The organism is Citrifermentans bremense, from assembly GCF_014218275.1.
GTDB lineage: Bacteria > Desulfobacterota > Desulfuromonadia > Geobacterales > Geobacteraceae > Geomonas > Geomonas pelophila.
Window position 1 is genome coordinate 3,893,065 of the sequence record NZ_AP023213.1, and the last position, 20,054, is coordinate 3,913,118.

Below are 20,054 nucleotides of genomic sequence, written 5' to 3' on the forward strand. Positions count from 1 at the left end.
TTTGCCTTTGCCAGCCGCTAACCCCTGCTCCCTAGTCCCTGTTTTGTCTACCAGTCCCTAGTCCCTGGTTCTTTACCAGTTCCTAGCCCCTAGTCCCTAGCCCCTGTTTTTACCCAAGATACACCCTGCGCACGCGGCGGGTGGCTATGCCGCAGAGTACCTCGTACGGTATGGTTCCGGCTTTCTCGGCCATCTCCTCGGCGCTGATGCAGTCCCCCATGGGATCGGGCCCGAGAAGCGTCACGTCGTCCCCTACCGCGACTCCCTCCACGTTGGTGACGTCCAGCATGATCCAGTCCATGCAGACTGTGCCGGCCACCCTTGCCCGCTGCCCCCGGATCAGCGCCTCGCCCTTGTTGGTGAGGCTGCGGCAATAGCCGTCGGCATAACCTACGGGCACGCTCGCGATCAGGGCGCGCTGACTGGCCACGTAGCGCCTGCCGTAGCTGATGCTGGTGCCGGGCTCCACCCATTTGAGCATCGCCACCCGGCTTTTCAGGCGCATCACCGGCTGCGACGGAACCTGCCCCTCGAAGTCGCCTGAGGGAAGCGCGCCGTAGAGGATGATGCCGGGGCGGGCCAGGTTGCAGTAAGGGAGATCCTGGGCAAGTATGGCGGCGCTGTTGGCGACGTGCACGTAGGCAGGCGCGTACCCCTGACGGCGCGCCTCTTCGACGGCGGCGTTGAAACGCTCGGCCTGAAGCTTCGTGAAGGCGATCCCGTCCGGGTCGAGTTCGTCGGCGCTGGCGAAATGGGAGAAGATACCCTCAAGCTCCAGGTTCTTGAACTGTTTCAGCTGGGCCAGGAATTCCGGGACCTCGTGATACGGGACCCCGAGCCGCCCCATCCCGGTGTCCACCTTGAGATGGATGTGCGCCTTGCGGTAGCACTTGATCTCCAGCGCAGCCCGGTCCAAGGCCGCTGCCTGCTCCAGGGAGAAGAGCGCAGTGGAGATGTTCAGGCCGATGCAGCGCCTCTCCTCGCCGGGGTAGATCCCTCCCAGAATCAGCACCGGACGAGTGATGCCGCTCATGCGCAGCTGCACCCCTTCTGCAAGGAAGGCGACCGCGAAGGCGTCAACGCCGAGCTTTTCCAGCTCTTCCGAAACGTATTGAAAGCCGTGCCCGTAGGCGTCCGCCTTGACCACGGCCAGAAGGCCGCACCCTTCGGGGACCCGCTTTTGCACCAGGGAGAAATTGTGCCGCAGGGCGGCGAGATCTATCTCGACGACTGTAGGACGACTGTCCATAAAAGGCCCGTATCCATAGAGGTGAATGAAATCAGGCCGGGATGTCCCGGCCAGTGAATTTTCTACCACTTCTGCCGTTGGCTGTAAAGGCAAAAACCCGAAACCGATTGACTTATCAAGAGGATTCCTTTATGTTTACGCGCAGCCACTGAGCCAGCTAGGGGAGTTCGCAGGAACTGAGACAGGCGCGGCCTGAACCCTTTGAACCTGATCCGGTTGACACCGGCGTAGGGAAGCGGCGCGAACTCCGACCTGTTCATCTGCGGAGCCGTGACCTATTCCGTCACGGCTCTTTTTGTTTCCAACCAGAAAACCCGAAACCGCCGGCAAGGAGAAAACTGGGGACGTCTGAGTAAAGATGCCCCCCCTGGGAGATGCGATTTTCTCAGATGTTCTCCTTGCCAAAGGTTTGCTTTTCAGCTTTGCCCAGAGGTTAACGTGTTAAGACTCGTGGTGGATCACAGCGGCAAGGAGCGGCGCATCGAGGGGCTCTACCTCATCACGGATCAAGCGGAGCGCCTGGTCCACCGCGTGCGCGAGGCGCTCTCCTCAGGATACGTCGCCGTCCTGCAGTACCGGGACAAGGTCCGCAGCTACGAGGAACGACTGGACCTGGGGCAGGAGCTGAAACACCTCTGTGCCGAGTTCGAGGCGAAGTTCATCGTCAACGACGACGTGCAACTGGCCCTGGAGCTCGACGCCGACGGCGTCCACCTGGGGCAGGATGACGGTGACCCGGCCGCGGCGCGCGAGGCGCTGGGTCCGAAAAAGATCATAGGGATCTCCACCCACTCGCTTGCGGAAGCGCTCGAGGCGCAGGACGCGGGCGCCGACTACATAGGCTTCGGCGCCCTCTACCCCACCGCCAGCAAAGAGGTCGAGCATATCCAGGGGCCGGAGCAGCTGGCGCTTTTAAAGGGGAAGCTGAGGATCCCGGTGGTCGCCATCGGCGGCATCGCCAGGGACAACGCCTGCGCGGTGATAGACGCCGGAGCCGACGCCATCGCGGTTATCTCGGCGGTCCTTTCGGCCAGATCCCCCGCGCTCGCGGCGACCGAACTGGCGCTTTTGTTCAACAGGAAGGGGCTGCAGCCGCGCGGCGGCGTCCTCACCGTAGCGGGAAGCGACTCGGGAGGGGGCGCCGGCATCCAGGCGGACCTGAAGACGGTGACGCTTTTAGGAAGCTACGGCGCCTCGGCCATCACCGCGCTTACCGCCCAGAACACCCGCGGCGTCACCGCGATACACCCGGTCCCCCCAGAATTCCTGGCGCAGCAGATCGACGCGGTCCTCTCGGACATCCCGATCGACGTGGTCAAGGTGGGGATGCTCTCCTCGGCAGCAAACGCCGCCACCCTCGCCGACAGGCTCAGCGCCCACGGCATGAGGATGGTTGTGCTCGACCCGGTGATGAGCGCCAAGGGGGGGGTCGCGCTCATGGAGAACGAGGCGCTCGGCGTGCTGAAACAGAGGCTGATCCCGCTTTGCTACCTGCTCACGCCCAACATCCCCGAGGCAGAGGCGCTCACCGGGCTCTCCATCACCGATGCCGCCGGGATGGAGCTCGCCGCACGCGCCCTGCACCTCATGGGGGCGAGACACGTGCTGATCAAGGGGGGGCACCTGACCGAGGGGGTCGTCACCGACATCCTCTTCGACGGCACCGGCTTCACCCGCTTCACGGCCCCGCGCGTCCTCACCCGCAACACCCACGGCACCGGCTGCACGCTCGCTTCCGCCATCGCAAGCTACCTGGCCCAGGGGGAACCGCTCCCCGGAGCCGTATTGAGGGCGAAGCTGTTCGTGACCCGGGCCATCAAGTACGCGCAGCCGCTGGGAAAAGGACACGGCCCGGTGAACCATTTCCTGGCCGCAAGAGACCAAGCCGAAACTTGACACCAGTTGTTCACCGCACTCTCCCCACTTTGCGAAGGTTCATCGGGGGATTCCGTGGAGCGAGGATGCTGTTTCCTCGAAGAGTAGACGAGGCTATTGCGTCCCCCCCTTTGCGAAGGGGGGACAGGGGGGATTTGCTTCTCCCCAACCAAAGCAAATCCCCCTAAATCCCCCTTCGCAAAGGGGGACTTTACCAATAAAGGAGCAGCCATGACCCAGCTCGAATACGCCCGCAAGGGGATCATCACCGACAAGATGAAGACTGCGGCCCTCGCCGAAGGGGTGGACGCCGAGTTCATCCGCGCCGGGATCGCCGCGGGCAACATCATCATCTGCCACAACAACAAGCACACAAACGGCACCCCGCTCGCCGTCGGCAAGGGGCTGAGGACAAAGGTCAACGCCAACATCGGCTCCTCCGCCGACGACCTCGACTTCCAGAAGGAGCTGGAGAAGGTGCGCGTGGCGGTCGCCAGCGGCGCCGACGCCATCATGGACCTCTCCACCGGCGGCCCGGTGGACGAGATCCGCCGCGCCGTCATCGCCGAGACCAGCGCCTGCATCGGCACCGTGCCGCTGTACCAGGCTGCACTCGACGCGGTCAGAAAGCACAAGAAGGCGATCGTGGAGATGACGGTCGAGGACATCTTCCAGGGGGTGATCAAGCACGCCGAGGACGGAGTCGACTTCATCACCGTGCACTGCGGCGTGACCCGCTCCACGGTGGAGCGGATGCGCAAGGAAGGGCGCATCATGGACGTCGTCTCCCGCGGCGGCGCCTTCACCATCGAATGGATGGCGCACAACAACGCGGAGAACCCGCTTTACGAGCACTTCGACCGCCTGCTGGAGATCACCAAGGCCTACGACATGACCCTGTCGCTTGGTGACGGCTTCCGCCCCGGCTGCCTGGCCGACGCGACCGACCGGGCCCAGATCCACGAGTTGATCCTCCTGGGAGAGCTCACCCAGAGGGCGCAGGAGTACGGGGTGCAGGTGATGATCGAGGGTCCGGGGCACATGCCGCTGAACCAGATCGAGGCGAACATCCTGCTGCAGAAGAGGCTCTGCCACGGGGCACCCTTCTACGTGCTCGGGCCGCTGGTAACCGACATCGCGCCGGGCTACGACCACATCACCTCGGCCATCGGCGGCACCATAGCCGCTGCCGCCGGGGCCGATTTCCTCTGCTACGTCACCCCTTCGGAGCACCTGAAGCTCCCCAGCGTGGAAGACGTGCGCGAGGGTGTCATGGCGAGCCGGATCGCGGCCCACGCAGCCGACATCGTGAAGGGGGTCAAGGGGGCCATGGAGAAGGACAACGAGATGGCCCGCTGCCGCAAGAAGCTCGACTGGGAGGGGCAGTTCGCCCTCGCCATCGACCCGGTGAAAGCGCGCCGCCTGAGGGAGGAGTCCGGCGTCGCCGACCACGGCGCATGCACCATGTGCGGCGAGTTCTGCGCCTACAAGGTGATGGACGACGCCACCGAGCGCGAAAAGGCGAACGCGGCCAGCGCCGCCTGACCCAGGGCGCTACCCTGCGCTGAAATCAAAAAAGCCATGCCCGGCACACAGCCGGCATGGCTTTTTTTGTGTCCCCCTTCGCAAAGCGGGGAACGTAACGGCGTCCGAAAATGGGGAAGGGCAATTCTGTTTGTCTCTTCCGCTCTTTTTAGGATTGCTGGCGTCGGCTGAAGCGCAGGGTGATGGTGGTCCCTTTCCCCAGCTTGCTCCACGCCAGCACCCGGCCGCGATGCATGGTCATGATCGCCTTGACGATGGCGAGCCCAAGCCCGTTCCCGACTCGGGGCTCCCCGCCCACCTCCTGGTCGACGCGGTAGAAACGGTCAAACAGCATCGGCAGATGCTTGGGCTCCACGCCGCATCCGGTATCGCTTACGTCCACATCGACGCTGCCGTCGTTGCGGGGGCGGATGGAGACGGAAACTACCCCACCGCGGGGGGTATGGGAGATGGCGTTGGAGACCAGGTTGCTGAGCGCGCGGCGAAAGAGGGTCCGGTCGGCAGCGATGACGCCGGCGCCGCGGCACTCGAGGGTGATGCCGGCTTCTGCCGCTTCCTCTGAGAAGTAGTCGATCACCTCGGCGGCCTCCTGCTCCACGGACAGCCTCTGCGGCAAAAGGTCGTTGTTGTTGCTGTCGGCGCGGGCCAGAAAGAGCAGCCGGTCTATGATCAGTGAGAGCTGTGTGTACTCTTCGACGGCCGAAGCCATCACCTCGCGGTAAGCCTCCGGCGTCCTTTCCTTGGACAGGGCGATTTCGGTCTGCAGCATCAGGTTGTTTATCGGGGTGCGCAGCTCGTGGGCCAGGTTCCCCGAGTAGTGCGAAAGGCGCTGGAAGGAGCCCTCCAGGGTGTCCATCATGGTGTTGAAGGAGTTTACCAGGGACTGCATCTCGACGGGGAACTGGGCGGGGTTGAGCCTGGTGCCGAGTTCGTCGTCGGTGATCTGCGCGATGGTGTCCGACAGTTCGTTGAGCGGCTTCAGGCCGTGCCGCACCACGAGCAGCGACGTCGGTATGGCGAAGAGTAGCCCTCCGAAGCCGAAAAGGATCAGATAGGTGCGGTAGCTCGCGACGAGCCTTTCGTGCTCGGTGAGGTCGATGGCGATCTGCATGCGCCACCCGTTGGCCTGGGAGAAGGGGTCGTGCAGCGAGACGTTCCGCATCAGGTAAGGCTTGCCGTTATTGCCCTTTACTTTCCTGACCTGGCAGACTCCATCCCGCGGGAAGGACGACGCCGGGAGCGCCCTGATGTTCTTGCACTGAACGACCGCGTTACCGCTTTTGTCGAGGATGCGGACCAGGATACAGTGGCGCCCGGGTTCCTCGCTCTCGGTCTCGTTCTCCATCGCCTCCCGGAGTACGTCCACGCCGTTCGGGGCGAAAAGAAGGGTCCTGATCGAGGCGATCTCCGACCTCAGCTCGTTGTTGGCGGACAGGTCCAGCTGTTCTACGATCTTGAAGTAGAGGAAAACGGCGCAGACTGAGAAGGCGGCCACGATGGTGATGATATGGACCATGGCCAGGTTGTGGGCGATGGAAAACGCCCCGGGGCGGTCAACCAGGATCCCCTTGCGCAAAAACCGCTTCAGTCTAGCGATCTTCAAGTATGTACCCCAGCCCCCGCACCGTGTGTATCAGCTTCTTCTCGAACGGCCCGTCCACCTTTGCCCTCAGGGCCGCCACCTTCACGTCGACGATCTTCAGGTTGGCCTCGAAGCCGAGGTTCCAGACCCTTTCGGCGATCCTCAGCCGGGACTGCACCTCGCCTGCCCGGCGGATCAGCAGGGAGAGCAGGGCGAACTCCTTCGGGGTCAGCTCCAGCGTCTTGCCGGCGCGGGTCGCCTTGTGGGCGAAGAAGTTGACGGTAAGATCGGCCACCCGTATCTCGTCCTGCTGCACTACCTGGCCGCGGCGCAAAAGCGCCTGGATCCGGGCGCAGAGTTCGGCGAAGGAGTAGGGCTTGACCAGGTAGTCGTCCGCCCCAAGCTGCAGCCCGGTGATGCGGTCGTGCACCTCGTCGCGGGCGGTGAGGATCATGACCGGAGTGGTGGATCCTCCCTCGCGGAGCCTCTTCACCACCTCGAAGCCGTCGATTCCCGGCAGCATCAGGTCCAGGACGATCAGGTCGTACTCCCTCTCCCGGGCCATCGCCAGCCCCTTGAGCCCGTCGGAGGCGACGTCCACCGTTATCGACATCTCCGACAACCCCTTGCGCAACTGCTCCGCGGTTTTTTCCGCGTCTTCCACGATCAAAAAATACATAAGCTCAAAATCCCTCAGGGGGCGTTTGCCGGTTCTAGCTGAACGACAGCGAATAGCCCCAGTAGCTCCCGGCGCCGACCACCAATAGGAGCAGGACGTGCTTGATCACCAGCATCCTGCGCCGCGTCCGTTCCGCTTCGGGGCCGTAAAAGTTGTTGACGTAGGTGAAGCTCCGCATCCCGCCGGTGGCAAAGATGGTGGCGGCGGCTCCCACCGTGTTCCAGAAGAAAAAGCGCTCGATCCCCGAGAGGATCGCGGTCACCTCGGGCAAGCCCCCCCGGAAGCCGTGCAGCAGGTAGATCGCTATCAGAGCCGAGAGCCAGTAGCCCGTGGCGAAATCGTGGATGAAGCCGTTCAGCACGATGGCTGCCTTCTTGATGGAATCCATGTTGCTCCTGTTTCCCGCCGCCTATGGGATGGGCGCGAAGGTGTGCGGGTGGACGCCGGCACCGGCATCGCCGCGGGCGGTCTTGATGCTTCTCAATAGCGCCTGCACCTCGGGCGGCATCTCTTTTCCTTCCTTCATCATCGCCCTCATCTGTCCGGCGAGGTACGAGTTGTTGATGAGAATGTCCAGCACCGCGACCATGAAGGTCTGCTTCCAGGGGGAGAGGTCATGCAGCTTCTGGAACTTGTGCATGTAGAACTTCTGGCTGGCACGCCCAAGTTCCCGCTCCAGTTCCTCCACCGTCATCGCCTTGGGCTTTATCACCGGCTCCACGAGGTTGTACTTGCGGTAGTCCCTGGTCGCCACGTACGGCTCCAGCTCAGGGTAGAGCTCGGCGTAGGGCCAGGGGGCTATGGCGAGGAAGAACGCCATGTCCGGGTTGTAGTGCTTGGCGAGCTCGATGGTCGCCGCGATGCTCTCGGGCGTATCGTCCGGCATCCCCAGGACGAATGAGGTCTCCGACACGATGTCGGCGTTGTTGATGATGTCGATGGCGGCCTTGGACTGCTCCACCTTGGTGTTCTTGTTGAAGAGGTCGAGCGTCGCCTGGTCTCCCGCCTCCACCCCGACGTAGATGTGCTCGACGCCGGCCTCGCGGTACTTGCCCATGATGTCCGCGTCGCGCAGGATGTCGTCCACGCGGGTTTCCATCAGGAGCTTCACCCCGACCTTGCGCTCGATCATCAGGTCCAGGATGCGCACCCAGCGCTCGCGGTCGAAGGTGGGGATCTCGTCGGAGAGCATCGCCACCTCGACGCCGTAGCTGTCGCGCAGAAGCTCCAGCTCGGCCACGAAGTTCTCGGCGCTTCTGGCGCGCCAGGAGCGCTCCCAGAAGAGCTGCTGCGAGCAGAAGGAGCATTTCTCCATGCAGCCGCGCGACGAGGAGACGATGGCCAGTCGGGCGTTGTTCTTCGCGCGGTAGGTGTAGATGGGCCACTCCACCAGGTCCCAGGCCATGGGGAGCGCGTCGAGGTCCTGGATGGCTGCGGCCTTCGGGGTCGAGACCACGGCGCCGTCGCGCCAGAAGGAAAGCCCCGGCACCTCTGCGGGATCGCCCCCCTGGTTCAGGCAGTCCAGAAGCTTCACAAGGGTAACCTCCCCCTCCCCCCTGACGATGAAGTCGACCGTGTCGTGCTCCGCCTCGAGGATCTCGTCATAGCAGAAGGTGGCGTGGACGTTGCCGTGCACCGTCACCACGTCCGGGTTGATCTTCTTGGCCAGCGCCGTCAACTCCAGCGCGTGCCCTATGGAAGCGGTGAACGAGGTCGTGGCGACCACGTCCGGCCTGAAGGCCCTGATGCGCGCCTCTATCTCGGGCCACTTGTGCCACAGGCTCATCGCGTCGTAGTAGTCAACCTCGTAACCTGCGGCGCGCAACGACCCGGCGATGTAGACGAACCCCACATTGAGCCAAGTCCCAGCGGACTCGACGACGCCGGAGTGGTACGGCGGCGTTATCAGTGCGACCCTCTTTATAGTCATATCCTACCCCTTCCAGGTCTTAAAACTGTAGTTATTGAAGTGCGTTGCAAAGCGGTATTGTCCATATCATCTCACAGACAGGATATAAAAGAAAAGTGAAAGCCTTGTTGACAGCTCATGGCCGAACTAATCTAATACACTTTTCCCGCCGACAGAGCTTTTTTAACCATAATGTAACCAAACAGTTACCTTAATGCGGAGATAGTTCAAACAACTTTAATACTCACACAGTTTTATTATAATCTTGACTGGCACAAAGCCTGTAAGTAGTATGTGCGCTAACGTGTTTTTATAGCCAGCCGTTGCAAAGGAGTTTCGCCATGTCCGCACCGGGAAGCGTCAGTCACGCTCTGACCGAAGAGATCCTCGCCATCATCGAAGCTGGCGTCGATGCCGATCTCTCCGATGAGAGGTTCAACGACTACTGCATGCAGCTCTTCAGCCTGCAGTACCAAACCAACGCCATCTTCCGCGAGTTCTGCGACGTGAAGAAGGTCCGCCCGGAGGACATCTCAAGGTGGCAGGACGTCCCCATGGTCTACAACGACGTCTTCAAGACCCACCTGGTCGCTTCCTTTCCGCTGGAGCAGTCGGTCATGGCCTGCCTGACCGGGGGGACCACCAGCCTGACCCAGCGCGGCCGCATCTTCCGCGACGAGGACGGCAAGAAGCTCGTCTTCGGCGCCAACAAGATGATGACCGGCTCCTACCTCTTCCCCGACTTCGAGGAAGGTAAGCGCTGCCGCATCCTGATCCTCGCCCCGAGCCCGGAGATGGCCCCCTCGATGGGGATGGCGATCGGCATGGACCAGACCCGCAAGGCCTTCGGCACCCCGGACAGCATGTTCCTTTTGGGCAAAAGCGGCATAGACATAAAGAACCTTCTGAAGGCGCTGCGCGAGTCGGAGGCAAGCGGGGTTCCCGTGGCCCTCATCGGCGCGACGGCCGCCTACGTATACTTCTTCCAGGCCTGCCGCCGCCGAAAGATCAGCTTCAAGCTTCCCGCCGGCAGCCGCGTCTGCGACGGCGGCGGCTACCGGGGGCGCTTCGGCGTCGTCACCCGGAACGACTACTACGACATGGTCCAGGAGATCCTGGACGTCCCCCGCAACCACTGCGTCAACGTGCTGGGGGAGGCGGAGACCGCCACCAACCTCTTCGACGACGCTCTCAGGCGCCACGTGAAGGGGCTTCCCGAGAAGAAGCTCGCCCGCCCGGTCCCGCCGTGGTCCCGGGTCCTGGCCATGAACATCGACGACCTCTCGCCCCTTCCCGACGGCGAGGTCGGGCTTCTGGCCCACTGGGACCTCGCCAACGTCCCGACCGTCCTGGCCGTCATCACCGACAACCTGGGCTACACCACCGACGACGGCAAGAGCTGCGAGATGGTGGGACGCGCGAAGATCGAGAACGGCAAGGTGTCGCCGCTTCCCGACGAGGAGCGGACCATGGGGCCGATGGGGGACTCCGCCATCTTCCGCATGCTGGAGACCTACACCAACTTCTCCATCGACCTTAAGATGCGGCTCGCCAAGGACCCGAAGGTGGCCCCGAGCCCCCGCGAGGAGATCGAGGCGAGGCCCGGTTCGGTCGCCTCCTGCCCGCAGGTGGTGGACGAGATCCTCACCTCGCAGGCGGACCAGGAAGCGGCGGAGCTTAGGGACCGGGCCCTCGGCACCTTCAAGGACCAGACCGAGCGCCCGCTCGACTGGTTCGTGGCCGAGGCGGAGAAGCAAAAGCTCACGGACCACCCGGCGGGGCTGCAATCGGAACGCGCCAAAACTCAAAAGAAGTAGGCGAAGACGGCCCGTGCAGGCTCCCTGCAGCACGGGCCTTTCCTTGCCTGCGCCCTACCCCCGCTCCAGCACCTGCTTATCCCGCACCAGCCCCTTCTCTTCCCGCCACTTGCGGTAGGCGATCTTCATCCCCTTTCTGACCGGAAGCTGGTTCATGAGGGAAAGCACGTGGGCGTAGGGGAAGCCGCGCAGCGGCACCTTGAACATGTGGCGCAGCACGCGCGGCAGGCTCAGCAGTTCGAGCGAGCTTTCGTAGAACTGCTCCTCGCGGGCCTCCGGGGTCATGGCAGGATCCGGGTGCTCGAAAACGGCGTAGGAGCCGTTGTAGTACTCCCATCCCAGTTCCTTGAAGATGTAAGGCTCGTACTGGCGGGCGAGTTCGGTCCCGGGGTAGGGGACCACCAGCGAAGGGTGCATGGAGACCCCGAGCCGGTCCGCGAGTTCGATGGAGCGTTTGAAGTCGTCGAGGGAATCGTCCCTGCTGCCGAGCATGTAGAAAAGCGACACGTCGATGCCGTGGTCCCTGAGCGTGCGCACCGCCCGCTCCCGGTCCACGCCGATCTTGCCGTTGGCCGCGTAGGCCTTGAGCCCCTCGTCGGTCATGGCGTCCCACCCGACCCACACGGTGAGCATGCCGCAGTCACGCGCGGCGTTGAGCATCTTCGACCCCAGGGGGGCGAGAACGGGGCCCAGGCTGCCGAACCCCATCCACTTTTTCCCGGTCCCCCTGAGTGCGGTGAAGAGGTCGATGGCGCGCTGCATGTTCGCCGTGCCGGGCCACCAGATGTTCTCGTCCCCGTTTATGTACATCTTCTCGGGTATCGCCGCCACGTCGCGCACCACGTGCTCGATCGGGCGGAAGCGGATCTTCCCTCCGAAGAACGGCTTCACCGAGCAGAAGGTGCAGTTGAAGGGGCAGCCGCGCGAGGTGTTCACGATACGGAACTGGTGCCCCCCCCCGAGGGTCCCGTAGAGAGGGGTCGGCAGATCGGAGAGCTCGACCTGTTCGCCGCGGTAGAAGGGCTGCAGGGTCCCGGCGCGGAAGTCCTTGAGCACCTGCGGCCAGGCGCTCTCGGCCTCGCCGATGACCACTGCGTCGCCGTGTTCCTTGGCCTCCTCGGGCATGGCCGAGGCGTGCATCCCCCCGAAAACGACCTTGATGCCGCGCGCCCTCAGGCTGTCCGCGATCCGGTACCCGGGGACCGAGGTCGGGGTGAGGATGCTGATCGCCGCCAGGTCGCAGTCGAGTTTGTCGAAGGCGTCCGGCGTCGCGCTCCCGCTTATGAGCTGGATCTCGATCGAGGGGTCGGCCTTCCTGGTCAGGGCGGCCAGGTACTCGAGGATCGGGGGGGCCACCGGGGTCCAGCCAAAGGGCAGGGGGGGGAAGATGATGCAAAGTTTCATGTATCGGCTACCTTAGTGCGCGTTCCCCGCCGGGTCACAGGTCGATTTTCCTGTTGCTGTAGATGGCATCGAGCACGCTTTTCACGTCAGGCAGCGGGTACCGGTTGGTCTTGCCGTCGCTCTTCACCACGGTGCGGGACACCATCACCACGCCGTACTCGCCGTTTGGGTAGACGGCGAACTTCACCTCGATGCCGCTGGCGGAGATCCCCTCGCGCTTGGCCTTGAAGTCGAGCCAGCGGGCGGGGGCCGAACCGGTAAAGTCTACGTAGACGGTACCGGCTGCGGTGCTGGTTTCGCGCCAACTCTTCTGCTTGAAGTGGCGGTAGTTCTCGAAGGCCTCTCCTATCTTCACCTTGGCATACCCGGGAAGGGTGGCGCCCTTGACGATGGCGACCATGCCCACGCCGGTGGCAGCCGAACCGGTGCCACCGGGGGCGCCGTGCGGGTTGATCCTGGACGGCTTCTTCATCGCTTCCGGAGCAGGCAACGCATGGGCCACCTGCAGCGACAGCGCCGCAAAAAGAACTAGGCAAAACATGATGCGCATTTGACATCTCCTGCTGAAAAATCAGTGCTCTATCCTGAACCCGGAGTGGAATGTCTCCACGCCGAAGGGGATGCCCCAGTAACTCACGATCATAACCACCAAGGCGATCAGCGAGTACCACGCGAGCCTGCTGCCACGCCAACCGAAGGTGACCCTCAGGTGCAGGTAGATCCCGTACATCAGCCAGGAGATAAGGGACCAGACCTCGACCGGATCCCAGGCCCAGTAGTTACCTTTCACCGAGTTGGACCAGTAGGCGCCCGAGATGATCATGAGCCCGTACATGATGAAGCCGGCGGCGACGAAGCGATAGGAGAGCCTGTCCACGGCGCCCAGTTCCGGGAGCCTGTCGTAGATGCCGCCGGAGTTCCTCTCCTTGAGCAGGTACATGAGCCCGAGCGCCGCGGCGATCAGCACCGAGGCGAAACCTACCGCGGCGCCGACGATGTGGACCCAGAGCCAGTAGCTTTGCAGCGCGGGTGCAATGGAGCTTGCCACCTCCTTCATCAGTGTGCCGGCCCAGCCCAGGAGGACAAAGGATATCGGCATGACGAGCACGCCCAGCAGTTGCACCCTTTTCACGGTGAACTGAACGATCAGGAAGATCAGGATCGTCACGAAGATCCCGAAGGTGAGCGACTCCGAGATGGTGATGAAAGGCTCTACCCCGCCAGCCATCCAGCGCAGGGCGATGCTGGCGGTATGCGGGATGAACCCGACAAGGGCGCTGAGCAGGCCGACAAGGAAGAGCTTGTCGTACTTCGCTATGAGACCGAAGATGTAACTGAATGTGCTCACGCCGTACAGGCCGACGGCAATCCAAAAGCAGACAAGTTCGGGTTTCATTAGGTCACCTCAAATTTAATTTTAATAACGGGGGCGTATGTTACACCAAGTGAAGCCCGTTGCAAAGAAGAAGCCTGCGTCCTGCCAGGATTCAGGCGCCCTTTCCGGCGCGCCCCCCCTGCTTCATCCTGCCGAAGGTGGTGATGATCATGCCGGCCAACCCCACCCAGAGGCTCCCGAGGATCACCGGCTTGGCCGGGTTATGTCGGATGTTCATGCCGACCCAGTAGCGAATTTCATTAACGGATAGGGAATAATCTCCTGCTGCGACTTTCTCGCCAATCGCGCCCTTCCCGGACGCCAGCGGCTTGTCGCCCGGCATGGTGTCTGCCTTGCCGTACGGCCACACCTGGAAGTAAGCCTCCCCTCCCCTTTCCGTCACAGGTGACGGACGGTAGACGACCTGGAGGTAGAAAAGTGGATCGGCCGCGCCCTGGGGAAAGGGGAAGACGCCTGGAGATTCCTTCTCGCCGGTGGAGTACATGAAGGACTTGTCTTTCTGCCTGTAGCTCTGCAGCGGCACGTGGGCTCCGTAAAGGTTAGCCCCCCCTTTGTCGTAGAGGTACACCGCCGTCGAGTACCCTTCCTTTTCAGGTAGATACTTGAAGCCGTTGTAGTCCAGGTTGTGTCCGATGTAGACGATCGACTTCTTCTTGGCGCCAGGCTCTCCCACCTCCACTTCGTAGGCAGCCCTTTTGTCGTCGCCATCGACGCGGTACCCGGTGTGCATCTTGACCAGGGTCGTCTCCCCCTTCAGCTGGGAGAACTTGAAGAAGCGCCCTTGCCTCACCGTGTCGTAGCTTTCCAGAGAGCTGTTGACCAGCGTTTCCCCTTCCGTGAGCCGCATGGAGCCTTCAAAGAAGAACAGGCTGTCATAGACTATGGCGCCGAACATGGCCACGAAACTCAGGTGAAAAAGGATCATGCCGAAGGAGATGGTGGTCAGTTTTCGGTGCCAGATCCTCCCGAAAAAGCAGCAGGCGACGTTGATCACCAGCAGCACCAGCAAGCCGTTGAACCAGAGCGTGCTGAAGATCAGGTCCCAGGCGCGCTTCTCGCGAAAAACGGTAACACCAGTTACGCAGCAGGCCAGGATGGCGACAAGCAGGAACATGGCCAGCTTCGCGGAGGCCAGAAAGTCGTAGATTTTCCGCGGGATCTTGTGTACGGGATGGTATCGGGGCTCAAGAGGAAAGTGTTCGTTTTCTGAATCGGCAATGCGGTCAAGCTCACTCATCATGCAGTCCTAAATAAAGTCACAGTTTCTCAACCTTCCACCAAAATTCCTGGCCTATCTTGACCCCGTAGCCGACCGATTTGCCGTCGGGTGAGAAGGCAAGATCCCAAACCGCCTCGTAATGCGGATGTTCCTTGATGGTCTGCCCTTTTGGGTCTGCGGTGACAGCGAAACGCTCCCCGGCCTTGCGGGCGCGGTAGACAAGCCGGCTGCCGTCGGGGGTAAACCGCGGCGAGACGACCTTGTCGTACTTCGGCCCCTCCACTCCATTGACAACTACGAATGCATTCTGGCCGCTCGTGGCAGCATAAGCATGGAGGGTTCCGTCCGGGCTGAAGCTAACCCCGCTGATCTCGTCATAGACTTTTTCGGCCTGCTTGCCGTCGACAAAGGCCGCGACCTTCTCCTTCAGCATGGCTGTGTAGAGGGTACGGCCGTTCTTTGCGACTACCAGATCGAATACCGTTTCGACAGGGCTTACCGGCATTTCCGCGCCGTCCTTGACCAATACGGTGCTTTTGCCTCTCCGCGCCAGGTAGGCCAGGTGCTCCCCCCCTTCCGAGAGTTTGGCCGCCAGTATCTCGTCGTACCACCCCCCCGGTTTCTCAGTCAGGCCAGGCTGCTTCAAGTCAACGGTGACCACCGCATTTTTGCCGTCCTTGGTGACGGTGTAGCAAAGACGCGTACGGGAGGCATCAGCGGCCAGTTCGCCGACAGCGTCATAGTCTCCCCTGCTGGCGCAGCCAGAAAGATCGCTAGAGCAAAGCCGCAGAAAGATTTTCCTGGTGGCGCCGTTTTGTTCGGTGTATGCGAGCCTCTTGCCGTCGTCGCTGAGAATCGGGGTCGGATTGGCGGAGTCAAAGGGAGCGCTCTCCCGGTCTCCGGCCACGATCAACCATTTCCCTCCCGCCTTCGCATCGTAGATGATCCGCCCGTCAGGGGTGAAAAAAGGCCTTCCTATGCCGTCAAAGGCCTTGCCGGCCTTCCCGTTGGCGATCACGCGCTGCTTATTACCCTCGGTAGCGACGAAAGCGAAATCGCCCCGGTACTTGCTGAACAACTGATCGTTTATTGCTGCATAGCCGCCGTTTATCTCGGAATCCAGGATGACGAAGGATTGGCCGGCCTTGCTCGCCAGCATGGCAACGTGCCGGCCGTCCGGGCTGAAGTACTTTTCGCCCAGTTCATAACCTTCCGGCGCCACAGCCAGCTTTGCCGATTTGTCGTTGAATGCTGATTGTGAGGAGTTGGCAGGGGTCTTGTCGCAGGCGGTTCCAGAAACCAGCAGGAAGAATAGGGAGCCGTAAACTGCAATGTATTTCATTGAGACCTCATCGAGTACTGCTTTGTTGCGGTATCTGCTTTAGCTGGCCGTCGACTGTCACAAGACGGCCCCGATTATAACAGTTTGAAACGCTGAGACAAAGTCCAATCTGACAGCAGTTCTTTTAATCCTGGCCTCAAAAAGCCCCGCCAATTCTGACGGGGCTTTTTGAGGTTTTACTGATCCATCAAGTCCTAATAGGTACCGCCAGGTGCGTAGGTTTCGTTACTACTACGGTTACATGTGCTGAATGAACCGCTGCCGCCACCCATGCACTGAGGAGTGTAGGTAGTAGCCCCGATCTTCTTGGGGTTGTGGTTACTGAACTGGTTGCTGTTGCGGATGAAGGCGATCGGCCCGTTATTGACGGTTCCTGCCCATCTGCTTCCGGAGAGCTTCGTCACTACGCCGGTAGGCACCACGTTGGAACCGTGGACGTCGGCAGCCCTGACCGGGCGCACAGCGCCGGCCGCGACAGTGGAAGCGTACTTGCTGCTGTGGCAGAGGTTGCAGCCGTAGCGGATGTAGGGCAGCTTCTCAGTCTTGTCAAAGGTAGCGCTGGTCCCGGCTGCGGAGCCTGCGCCATGGTCGGCAGTGGTGTTCGTGTCATACCCTGCATGGCAGACTTTGCAAAGGGTCGATTCGTTTGTGCCGGCGGCTGCAGTCCCGCTGACGGCAGGGACGCCGCGCAGGGTGTTGTTGTTGCCGTGTGCGGTCACAGTACGCAGTGTCAGAGGCGTTACCGGGGTGTTGTGGCAATCGAAGCAGTTGATGACCACGCCCTGGGACAGCGTTCCCGAGGTCCCCCTGGTGCCGGTAGGCTTGTAGGGGACGTTCATCCTGGTGGCTGCCGGGAAGTCGCGGTTAAGCGGTCCGAGGACGGGGTGCTTGGAAGAGTTGGCCAGCGCGAACTGTGCAGCTACGTTGACGAGCCCCCCTTGCGCGGCCGCGCCGTTGGCCGTGCTGTAATCGGTGCCGAGGTTCACGCCGCCAAAGGGCATGAATGCGTTGCCGCCAGCGGTCCACGCCGTGGTGTTCTTGGCGCCGTCGGCATCGTGGCATTTCAGGCAGAACTTCTGGGTGATGACGTTGGCGATGGTGTCCACGCTTGCGCTGGAGGTCCTGCTCCCGGAAACGAAAGAGGTACTGAAGCGCTGGAAGGTGAAGGAAGCGGTCCCAGCGATGTTGGTGATCAGGCTCTCCCCTTGCACGTCAGGGTCGCGCAGGTCGATGTTGCCGTTTTGGTGGTAGGTGGCGCTCGATTTGCCGGTAGCGGATTCACCTTCGAGGTGGCAGACGATGCAGTCGGCGTCGGTCACTGCGCCGCGCCCGCTCTTCTTATGCCCCCAGGTAAGGCCGAACTCTGTCTTTACTGCCGACAACTGGACTCCCGGGCGCCCGTATTTGCGCGTGATGGGGGAGGAGTGGCAATCGATGCAGCCGAGAGTTCCGTTCCAGGCTACGCTGCCGTGGCAGCCGGAGGTGGCGCAGGTGCCGCCGGTGGCGGCGTAGGTGTAGCCGAAGGAAGGCTGGATGTCGTAAGCGCCGTTTGCGTGCTGAGCGTTGGTGGTGTACACGCCGCCGCTGTAGGTCACGCTGGTATGGCAGTAGTCGCAGGTCTTGGAGGCATGCGTTGCTCCGCCATGGGCGTTGGCCTTGGCCGTACCCCAGGTAGTAGTTCCTGCTGCGTAGTTCGGGGGCGAGGCATGGCACGAAGTGCAGGTGCTGGTCCCGGTTCCCCAGACCAGGTTGGTCGCGGGCGCGGAGAGCGTGGTGCGGCTCTCGCCCGACTGTGAGGTTTTGCTGGTCCCCTGGCTGTGGCAGTAGGTGGTGCAGGAGGCGAAGGTCGGGGTCTCGGAGACGGCGTGTGACGCCTGGCCGTAGCTTTCACCCGCTATCTGGCGCAGCGGGCTCGCGATGTCTATGATGCCGTCGGAGTGCTTGTTGCCGGCAGGCGCAACGCCGTTGTCCTTGTGGCAGGCGGCGCAGGTGGCGATCCCCGTGTGTTTCGCGTGCGAGCCCTTGAACTGCCCGGCGGGAACGTTGCGGCCGGTACCGTCCGCGGGAGGATTGCCGTGGCAACCGCCGCAGTTGGTGATGGCCGAGGAGAGCGCGATCTTCGGCGTGACGGTGGAACTAGGGCCGAACCCGGTTTCCACGAGGGCGCCGTTGCGTGCCTTGACGTCGAAGGTATAGGGGGTGCCGCTGGTCAGGCCGGAAATGGTCTTGATGCCCCAGCCGGATTTGGTAAGCCAGGCGGCGGTCGCACCGATGGTGCCGCCGGACTGGATGTACTGGTTGGTGTAGGCCCCACCGTTGATCCTGATGGCGTACTGGGCGGCTGCGGAGTTGGCGTCGGAGTTGACCGCCACGCTCAGCTGGGTTCCGGTCCCGATGTTGCTCACTGCGGGTGCCACCGGAGCCTGTGCCAGGGTGACGGCCGTGGTCGCCGTGGAAGGCGCGCTCTGGCAGCTCCCGGCCGTGTTGTAGCCGGTGACGGTGTAGTTGTAGGAGGTTCCAGGCTGCGCCGTGTTGTCCGTGTAGGAGCCGGTCAGGATGTTCGTCGCTATCTGCACTCCGTCGCGGAAGACGATGGAGTAGTTGGTATTGGCGCCCGGGGTCCAGGTAAGGGGAACCGAGGTCGTGGTCTCGGTGCCGTGGGCAAGAGCCGTGGGCTGGCCGGCCGCGCAGGGCGAGTTGACGGTGAACAGGGCGCTTCCGCTGCCGCTCACCCCGCCCGGCAGGGTTACCGTCACGTCGCGCCCGCCGAGGGTTGCTCCGACGGCAACGGTTACCGGAACGGTAAGCGTGGTGGAGTCCACGTAGGTGACCGCGCCGAGCGTTATGCCGGTGCCGCTGAAGGCGACCGTCGAGCCGCTTTGGAAGTTGGAACCGGTGATGGTGACCATGGCAGGTCCCGCCCCCTGGATCATGAAGGCCGGGGCCGTAGAGACGACGGTCGGGGCCGGGGCGTTGTTCACCGTGAACGTGGTCGTCGCAAACCCTGTGTCGGGGTTGGTGACTGTCAGAGTCCTCGCCCCTGCGGCGGCGTCGGCCGCGACGGTCACAGGGACGGTAAGGGTGGTGGCGTTTACGTAGGAGACTGTCCCCGCGGTGACCCCCGTGCCGCTGACATCGACGGTCGCGCCGTTTTGGAAGCCGGTACCGGTGATGGTGACCGTGCTAGGTCCGCTCCCTTGGGCCATGCTGGTGGTCGAGAGGCCGGTGACCGTCGGGTTTACGATGGAGATGGGCCTCAGTGCGATCAGGACGCCGCCGTTTATGTAGCTGGTGCTGAGCGTAGCCGTTCCCGCGCCCACCGCTCCCGCAGTGGCCTTCACCGCATATGCGGCGCCGTTCGAGCCGCTGGTCGTGCCGGTGTTGTCGATGGCAGTCCAGTTGGCGGCGGCGATATTGGCGGTCGCCCAATTGCTGAAATTGACCGAGGTAGTTTCGGAAACCTGCCCAAGGAAGACGATGGTGTCGTTGTCCGACGTGGTGGTGATGGTATTGGCCGACAAAGTCGTAGATGCCGTGGTGTTGGCCTTGCCGCTGCTTGCGTCTATCGGGTTCGCCGGGTCCACGCCGCGGAAGGCGTAGATGTTGGCCGCGACGGTGCCCGTGCCGCAGTTGACGGTGAAGTTGGCGCCGATGTCACCCGAGGTGGCGACCTTGTAGGCGCTGGTGCTGTACCTGTAGGTCGAGGTGGTCCTGAGAGTCAGCGGGTAAAGCGTGGTCCACCCGGTGCTTCCCATGGTGGGAAGCGTCGTGGCAGTGGTCCGGCTGGTGACGCTGATAACCATAAGGTCGCCGACTTGCAGACCGGCCGGCGCCGCGACCGAAAGGGTCGTGGAGGTTCCGGTGGCGGACGACATGCCGAGATAGGAAACACCAGCAGCAGCCTGGATCGGCTTATACCACCCCTGGTACATGAAGACCGATGTCACCAAGGTGAAGAGGAGAACAAGGCTGGTCTTCGTCCACCAGCTCATCCCATGGATTTTATTCCTGATTATCTTTCCCATTAACTATCTCTC

The 20,054-nt window shown here is 62.4% G+C and carries 14 protein-coding genes and 1 riboswitch; of the genes, 3 read left to right on the forward strand and 11 right to left on the reverse strand.

From position 1 onward, the window contains the following. Positions 1-109 precede the first annotated feature (109 nt). Positions 110-1,249, reverse strand: a complete 1,140-nt coding sequence (gene alr, locus GEOBRER4_RS17295; protein WP_185243304.1) for an alanine racemase — start codon at positions 1,247-1,249, stop codon at positions 110-112. A gap of 149 nt (positions 1,250-1,398) precedes the next feature. Then, positions 1,399-1,500: riboswitch (TPP riboswitch) on the forward strand. A gap of 187 nt (positions 1,501-1,687) precedes the next feature. On the opposite strand from alr, the gene thiD reads away from it, so the two are divergent. Together thiD and thiC are read left to right on the forward strand one after the other, a co-directional pair. Beyond that, positions 1,688-3,145 (forward strand): bifunctional hydroxymethylpyrimidine kinase/phosphomethylpyrimidine kinase, encoded by a 1,458-nt coding sequence (gene thiD / locus GEOBRER4_RS17300; protein ID WP_185243305.1) that lies wholly within the window; start codon positions 1,688-1,690, stop codon positions 3,143-3,145. 210 nt (positions 3,146-3,355) lie between these two features. Beyond that, the gene (thiC, locus tag GEOBRER4_RS17305) at positions 3,356-4,669 is read left to right on the forward strand and encodes a phosphomethylpyrimidine synthase ThiC (RefSeq protein WP_085814999.1); all 1,314 of its coding nucleotides are present in this window, start codon (positions 3,356-3,358) and stop codon (positions 4,667-4,669) included. Positions 4,670-4,817: 148 nt separating this feature from the next. On the opposite strand, the gene GEOBRER4_RS17310 is transcribed toward thiC, so the two are convergent. Genes GEOBRER4_RS17310 through GEOBRER4_RS17325 form a run of 4 tightly spaced genes read right to left on the reverse strand, consistent with a single transcriptional unit; the run spans position 4,818 to position 8,860 of the window. Then, entirely contained in the window at positions 4,818-6,272 is a 1,455-nt protein-coding gene (locus tag GEOBRER4_RS17310) for a heavy metal sensor histidine kinase (RefSeq protein ID WP_185243306.1), read from the reverse strand. Further along, complete coding sequence (locus GEOBRER4_RS17315) at positions 6,259-6,930, reverse strand: heavy metal response regulator transcription factor (protein ID WP_185243307.1); 672 nt, start codon at positions 6,928-6,930, stop codon at positions 6,259-6,261. The genes GEOBRER4_RS17310 and GEOBRER4_RS17315 overlap by 14 nt, the downstream gene beginning before the upstream one ends. A 34-nt stretch (positions 6,931-6,964) precedes the next feature. Next, positions 6,965-7,318, reverse strand: coding sequence for a hypothetical protein (locus tag GEOBRER4_RS17320; RefSeq protein WP_085814996.1), 354 nt, complete (start codon positions 7,316-7,318; stop codon positions 6,965-6,967). Positions 7,319-7,339: 21 nt separating this feature from the next. Next, complete coding sequence (locus tag GEOBRER4_RS17325; RefSeq protein WP_185243308.1) at positions 7,340-8,860, reverse strand: B12-binding domain-containing radical SAM protein; 1,521 nt, start codon at positions 8,858-8,860, stop codon at positions 7,340-7,342. Positions 8,861-9,180: 320 nt separating this feature from the next. Between GEOBRER4_RS17325 and GEOBRER4_RS17330 the strand changes: the two genes are divergently transcribed. Then, on the forward strand, positions 9,181-10,656 hold the full coding sequence (locus GEOBRER4_RS17330) for a LuxE/PaaK family acyltransferase (protein ID WP_185243309.1): 1,476 nt from the start codon (positions 9,181-9,183) through the stop codon (positions 10,654-10,656). A 54-nt stretch (positions 10,657-10,710) separates the two neighbouring features. Here GEOBRER4_RS17330 and GEOBRER4_RS17335 read toward each other — a convergent pair whose 3' ends face one another. From GEOBRER4_RS17335 to GEOBRER4_RS17360, 6 genes are all read right to left on the reverse strand, one after another. Beyond that, positions 10,711-12,060 (reverse strand): B12-binding domain-containing radical SAM protein, encoded by a 1,350-nt coding sequence (locus GEOBRER4_RS17335; RefSeq protein ID WP_185243310.1) that lies wholly within the window; start codon positions 12,058-12,060, stop codon positions 10,711-10,713. A gap of 34 nt (positions 12,061-12,094) precedes the next feature. After that, complete coding sequence (locus GEOBRER4_RS17340) at positions 12,095-12,610, reverse strand: hypothetical protein (protein WP_185243311.1); 516 nt, start codon at positions 12,608-12,610, stop codon at positions 12,095-12,097. 21 nt (positions 12,611-12,631) lie between these two features. Then, a complete protein-coding gene (ccsA, locus tag GEOBRER4_RS17345; protein WP_185243312.1) occupies positions 12,632-13,456 on the reverse strand; it encodes a cytochrome c biogenesis protein CcsA in 825 nt (274 codons plus the stop codon). Between the two features lie 91 nt (positions 13,457-13,547). Beyond that, a complete protein-coding gene (locus GEOBRER4_RS17350; protein ID WP_226377825.1) occupies positions 13,548-14,570 on the reverse strand; it encodes a cytochrome c biogenesis protein ResB in 1,023 nt (340 codons plus the stop codon). Positions 14,571-14,712: 142 nt separating this feature from the next. After that, entirely contained in the window at positions 14,713-16,017 is a 1,305-nt protein-coding gene (locus GEOBRER4_RS17355) for a WD40 repeat domain-containing protein (RefSeq protein ID WP_185243314.1), read from the reverse strand. A 194-nt stretch (positions 16,018-16,211) separates the two neighbouring features. Then, a complete protein-coding gene (locus GEOBRER4_RS17360; RefSeq protein ID WP_185243315.1) occupies positions 16,212-20,042 on the reverse strand; it encodes a hypothetical protein in 3,831 nt (1,276 codons plus the stop codon). Between the last annotated feature and the right edge of the window lie 12 nt (positions 20,043-20,054).

Excerpts from the sequence above, each read along its gene's own strand:
- alr (WP_185243304.1), bottom strand. The coding sequence starts at position 1,249 with ATGGACAGTCGTCCTACAGTCGTCGAGATAGATCTCGCCGCCCTGCGG.
- thiC (WP_085814999.1), top strand. The coding sequence starts at position 3,356 with ATGACCCAGCTCGAATACGCCCGCAAGGGGATCATCACCGACAAGATG.
- GEOBRER4_RS17315 (WP_185243307.1), bottom strand. The coding sequence starts at position 6,930 with ATGTATTTTTTGATCGTGGAAGACGCGGAAAAAACCGCGGAGCAGTTG.
- GEOBRER4_RS17320 (WP_085814996.1), bottom strand. The coding sequence starts at position 7,318 with ATGGATTCCATCAAGAAGGCAGCCATCGTGCTGAACGGCTTCATCCAC.
- GEOBRER4_RS17325 (WP_185243308.1), bottom strand. The coding sequence starts at position 8,860 with ATGACTATAAAGAGGGTCGCACTGATAACGCCGCCGTACCACTCCGGC.
- GEOBRER4_RS17330 (WP_185243309.1), top strand. The coding sequence starts at position 9,181 with ATGTCCGCACCGGGAAGCGTCAGTCACGCTCTGACCGAAGAGATCCTC.
- GEOBRER4_RS17335 (WP_185243310.1), bottom strand. The coding sequence starts at position 12,060 with ATGAAACTTTGCATCATCTTCCCCCCCCTGCCCTTTGGCTGGACCCCG.
- GEOBRER4_RS17340 (WP_185243311.1), bottom strand. The coding sequence starts at position 12,610 with ATGCGCATCATGTTTTGCCTAGTTCTTTTTGCGGCGCTGTCGCTGCAG.
- ccsA (WP_185243312.1), bottom strand. The coding sequence starts at position 13,456 with ATGAAACCCGAACTTGTCTGCTTTTGGATTGCCGTCGGCCTGTACGGC.
- GEOBRER4_RS17350 (WP_226377825.1), bottom strand. The coding sequence starts at position 14,570 with ATGTTCCTGCTTGTCGCCATCCTGGCCTGCTGCGTAACTGGTGTTACC.
- GEOBRER4_RS17355 (WP_185243314.1), bottom strand. The coding sequence starts at position 16,017 with ATGAAATACATTGCAGTTTACGGCTCCCTATTCTTCCTGCTGGTTTCT.
- GEOBRER4_RS17360 (WP_185243315.1), bottom strand. The coding sequence starts at position 20,042 with ATGGGAAAGATAATCAGGAATAAAATCCATGGGATGAGCTGGTGGACG.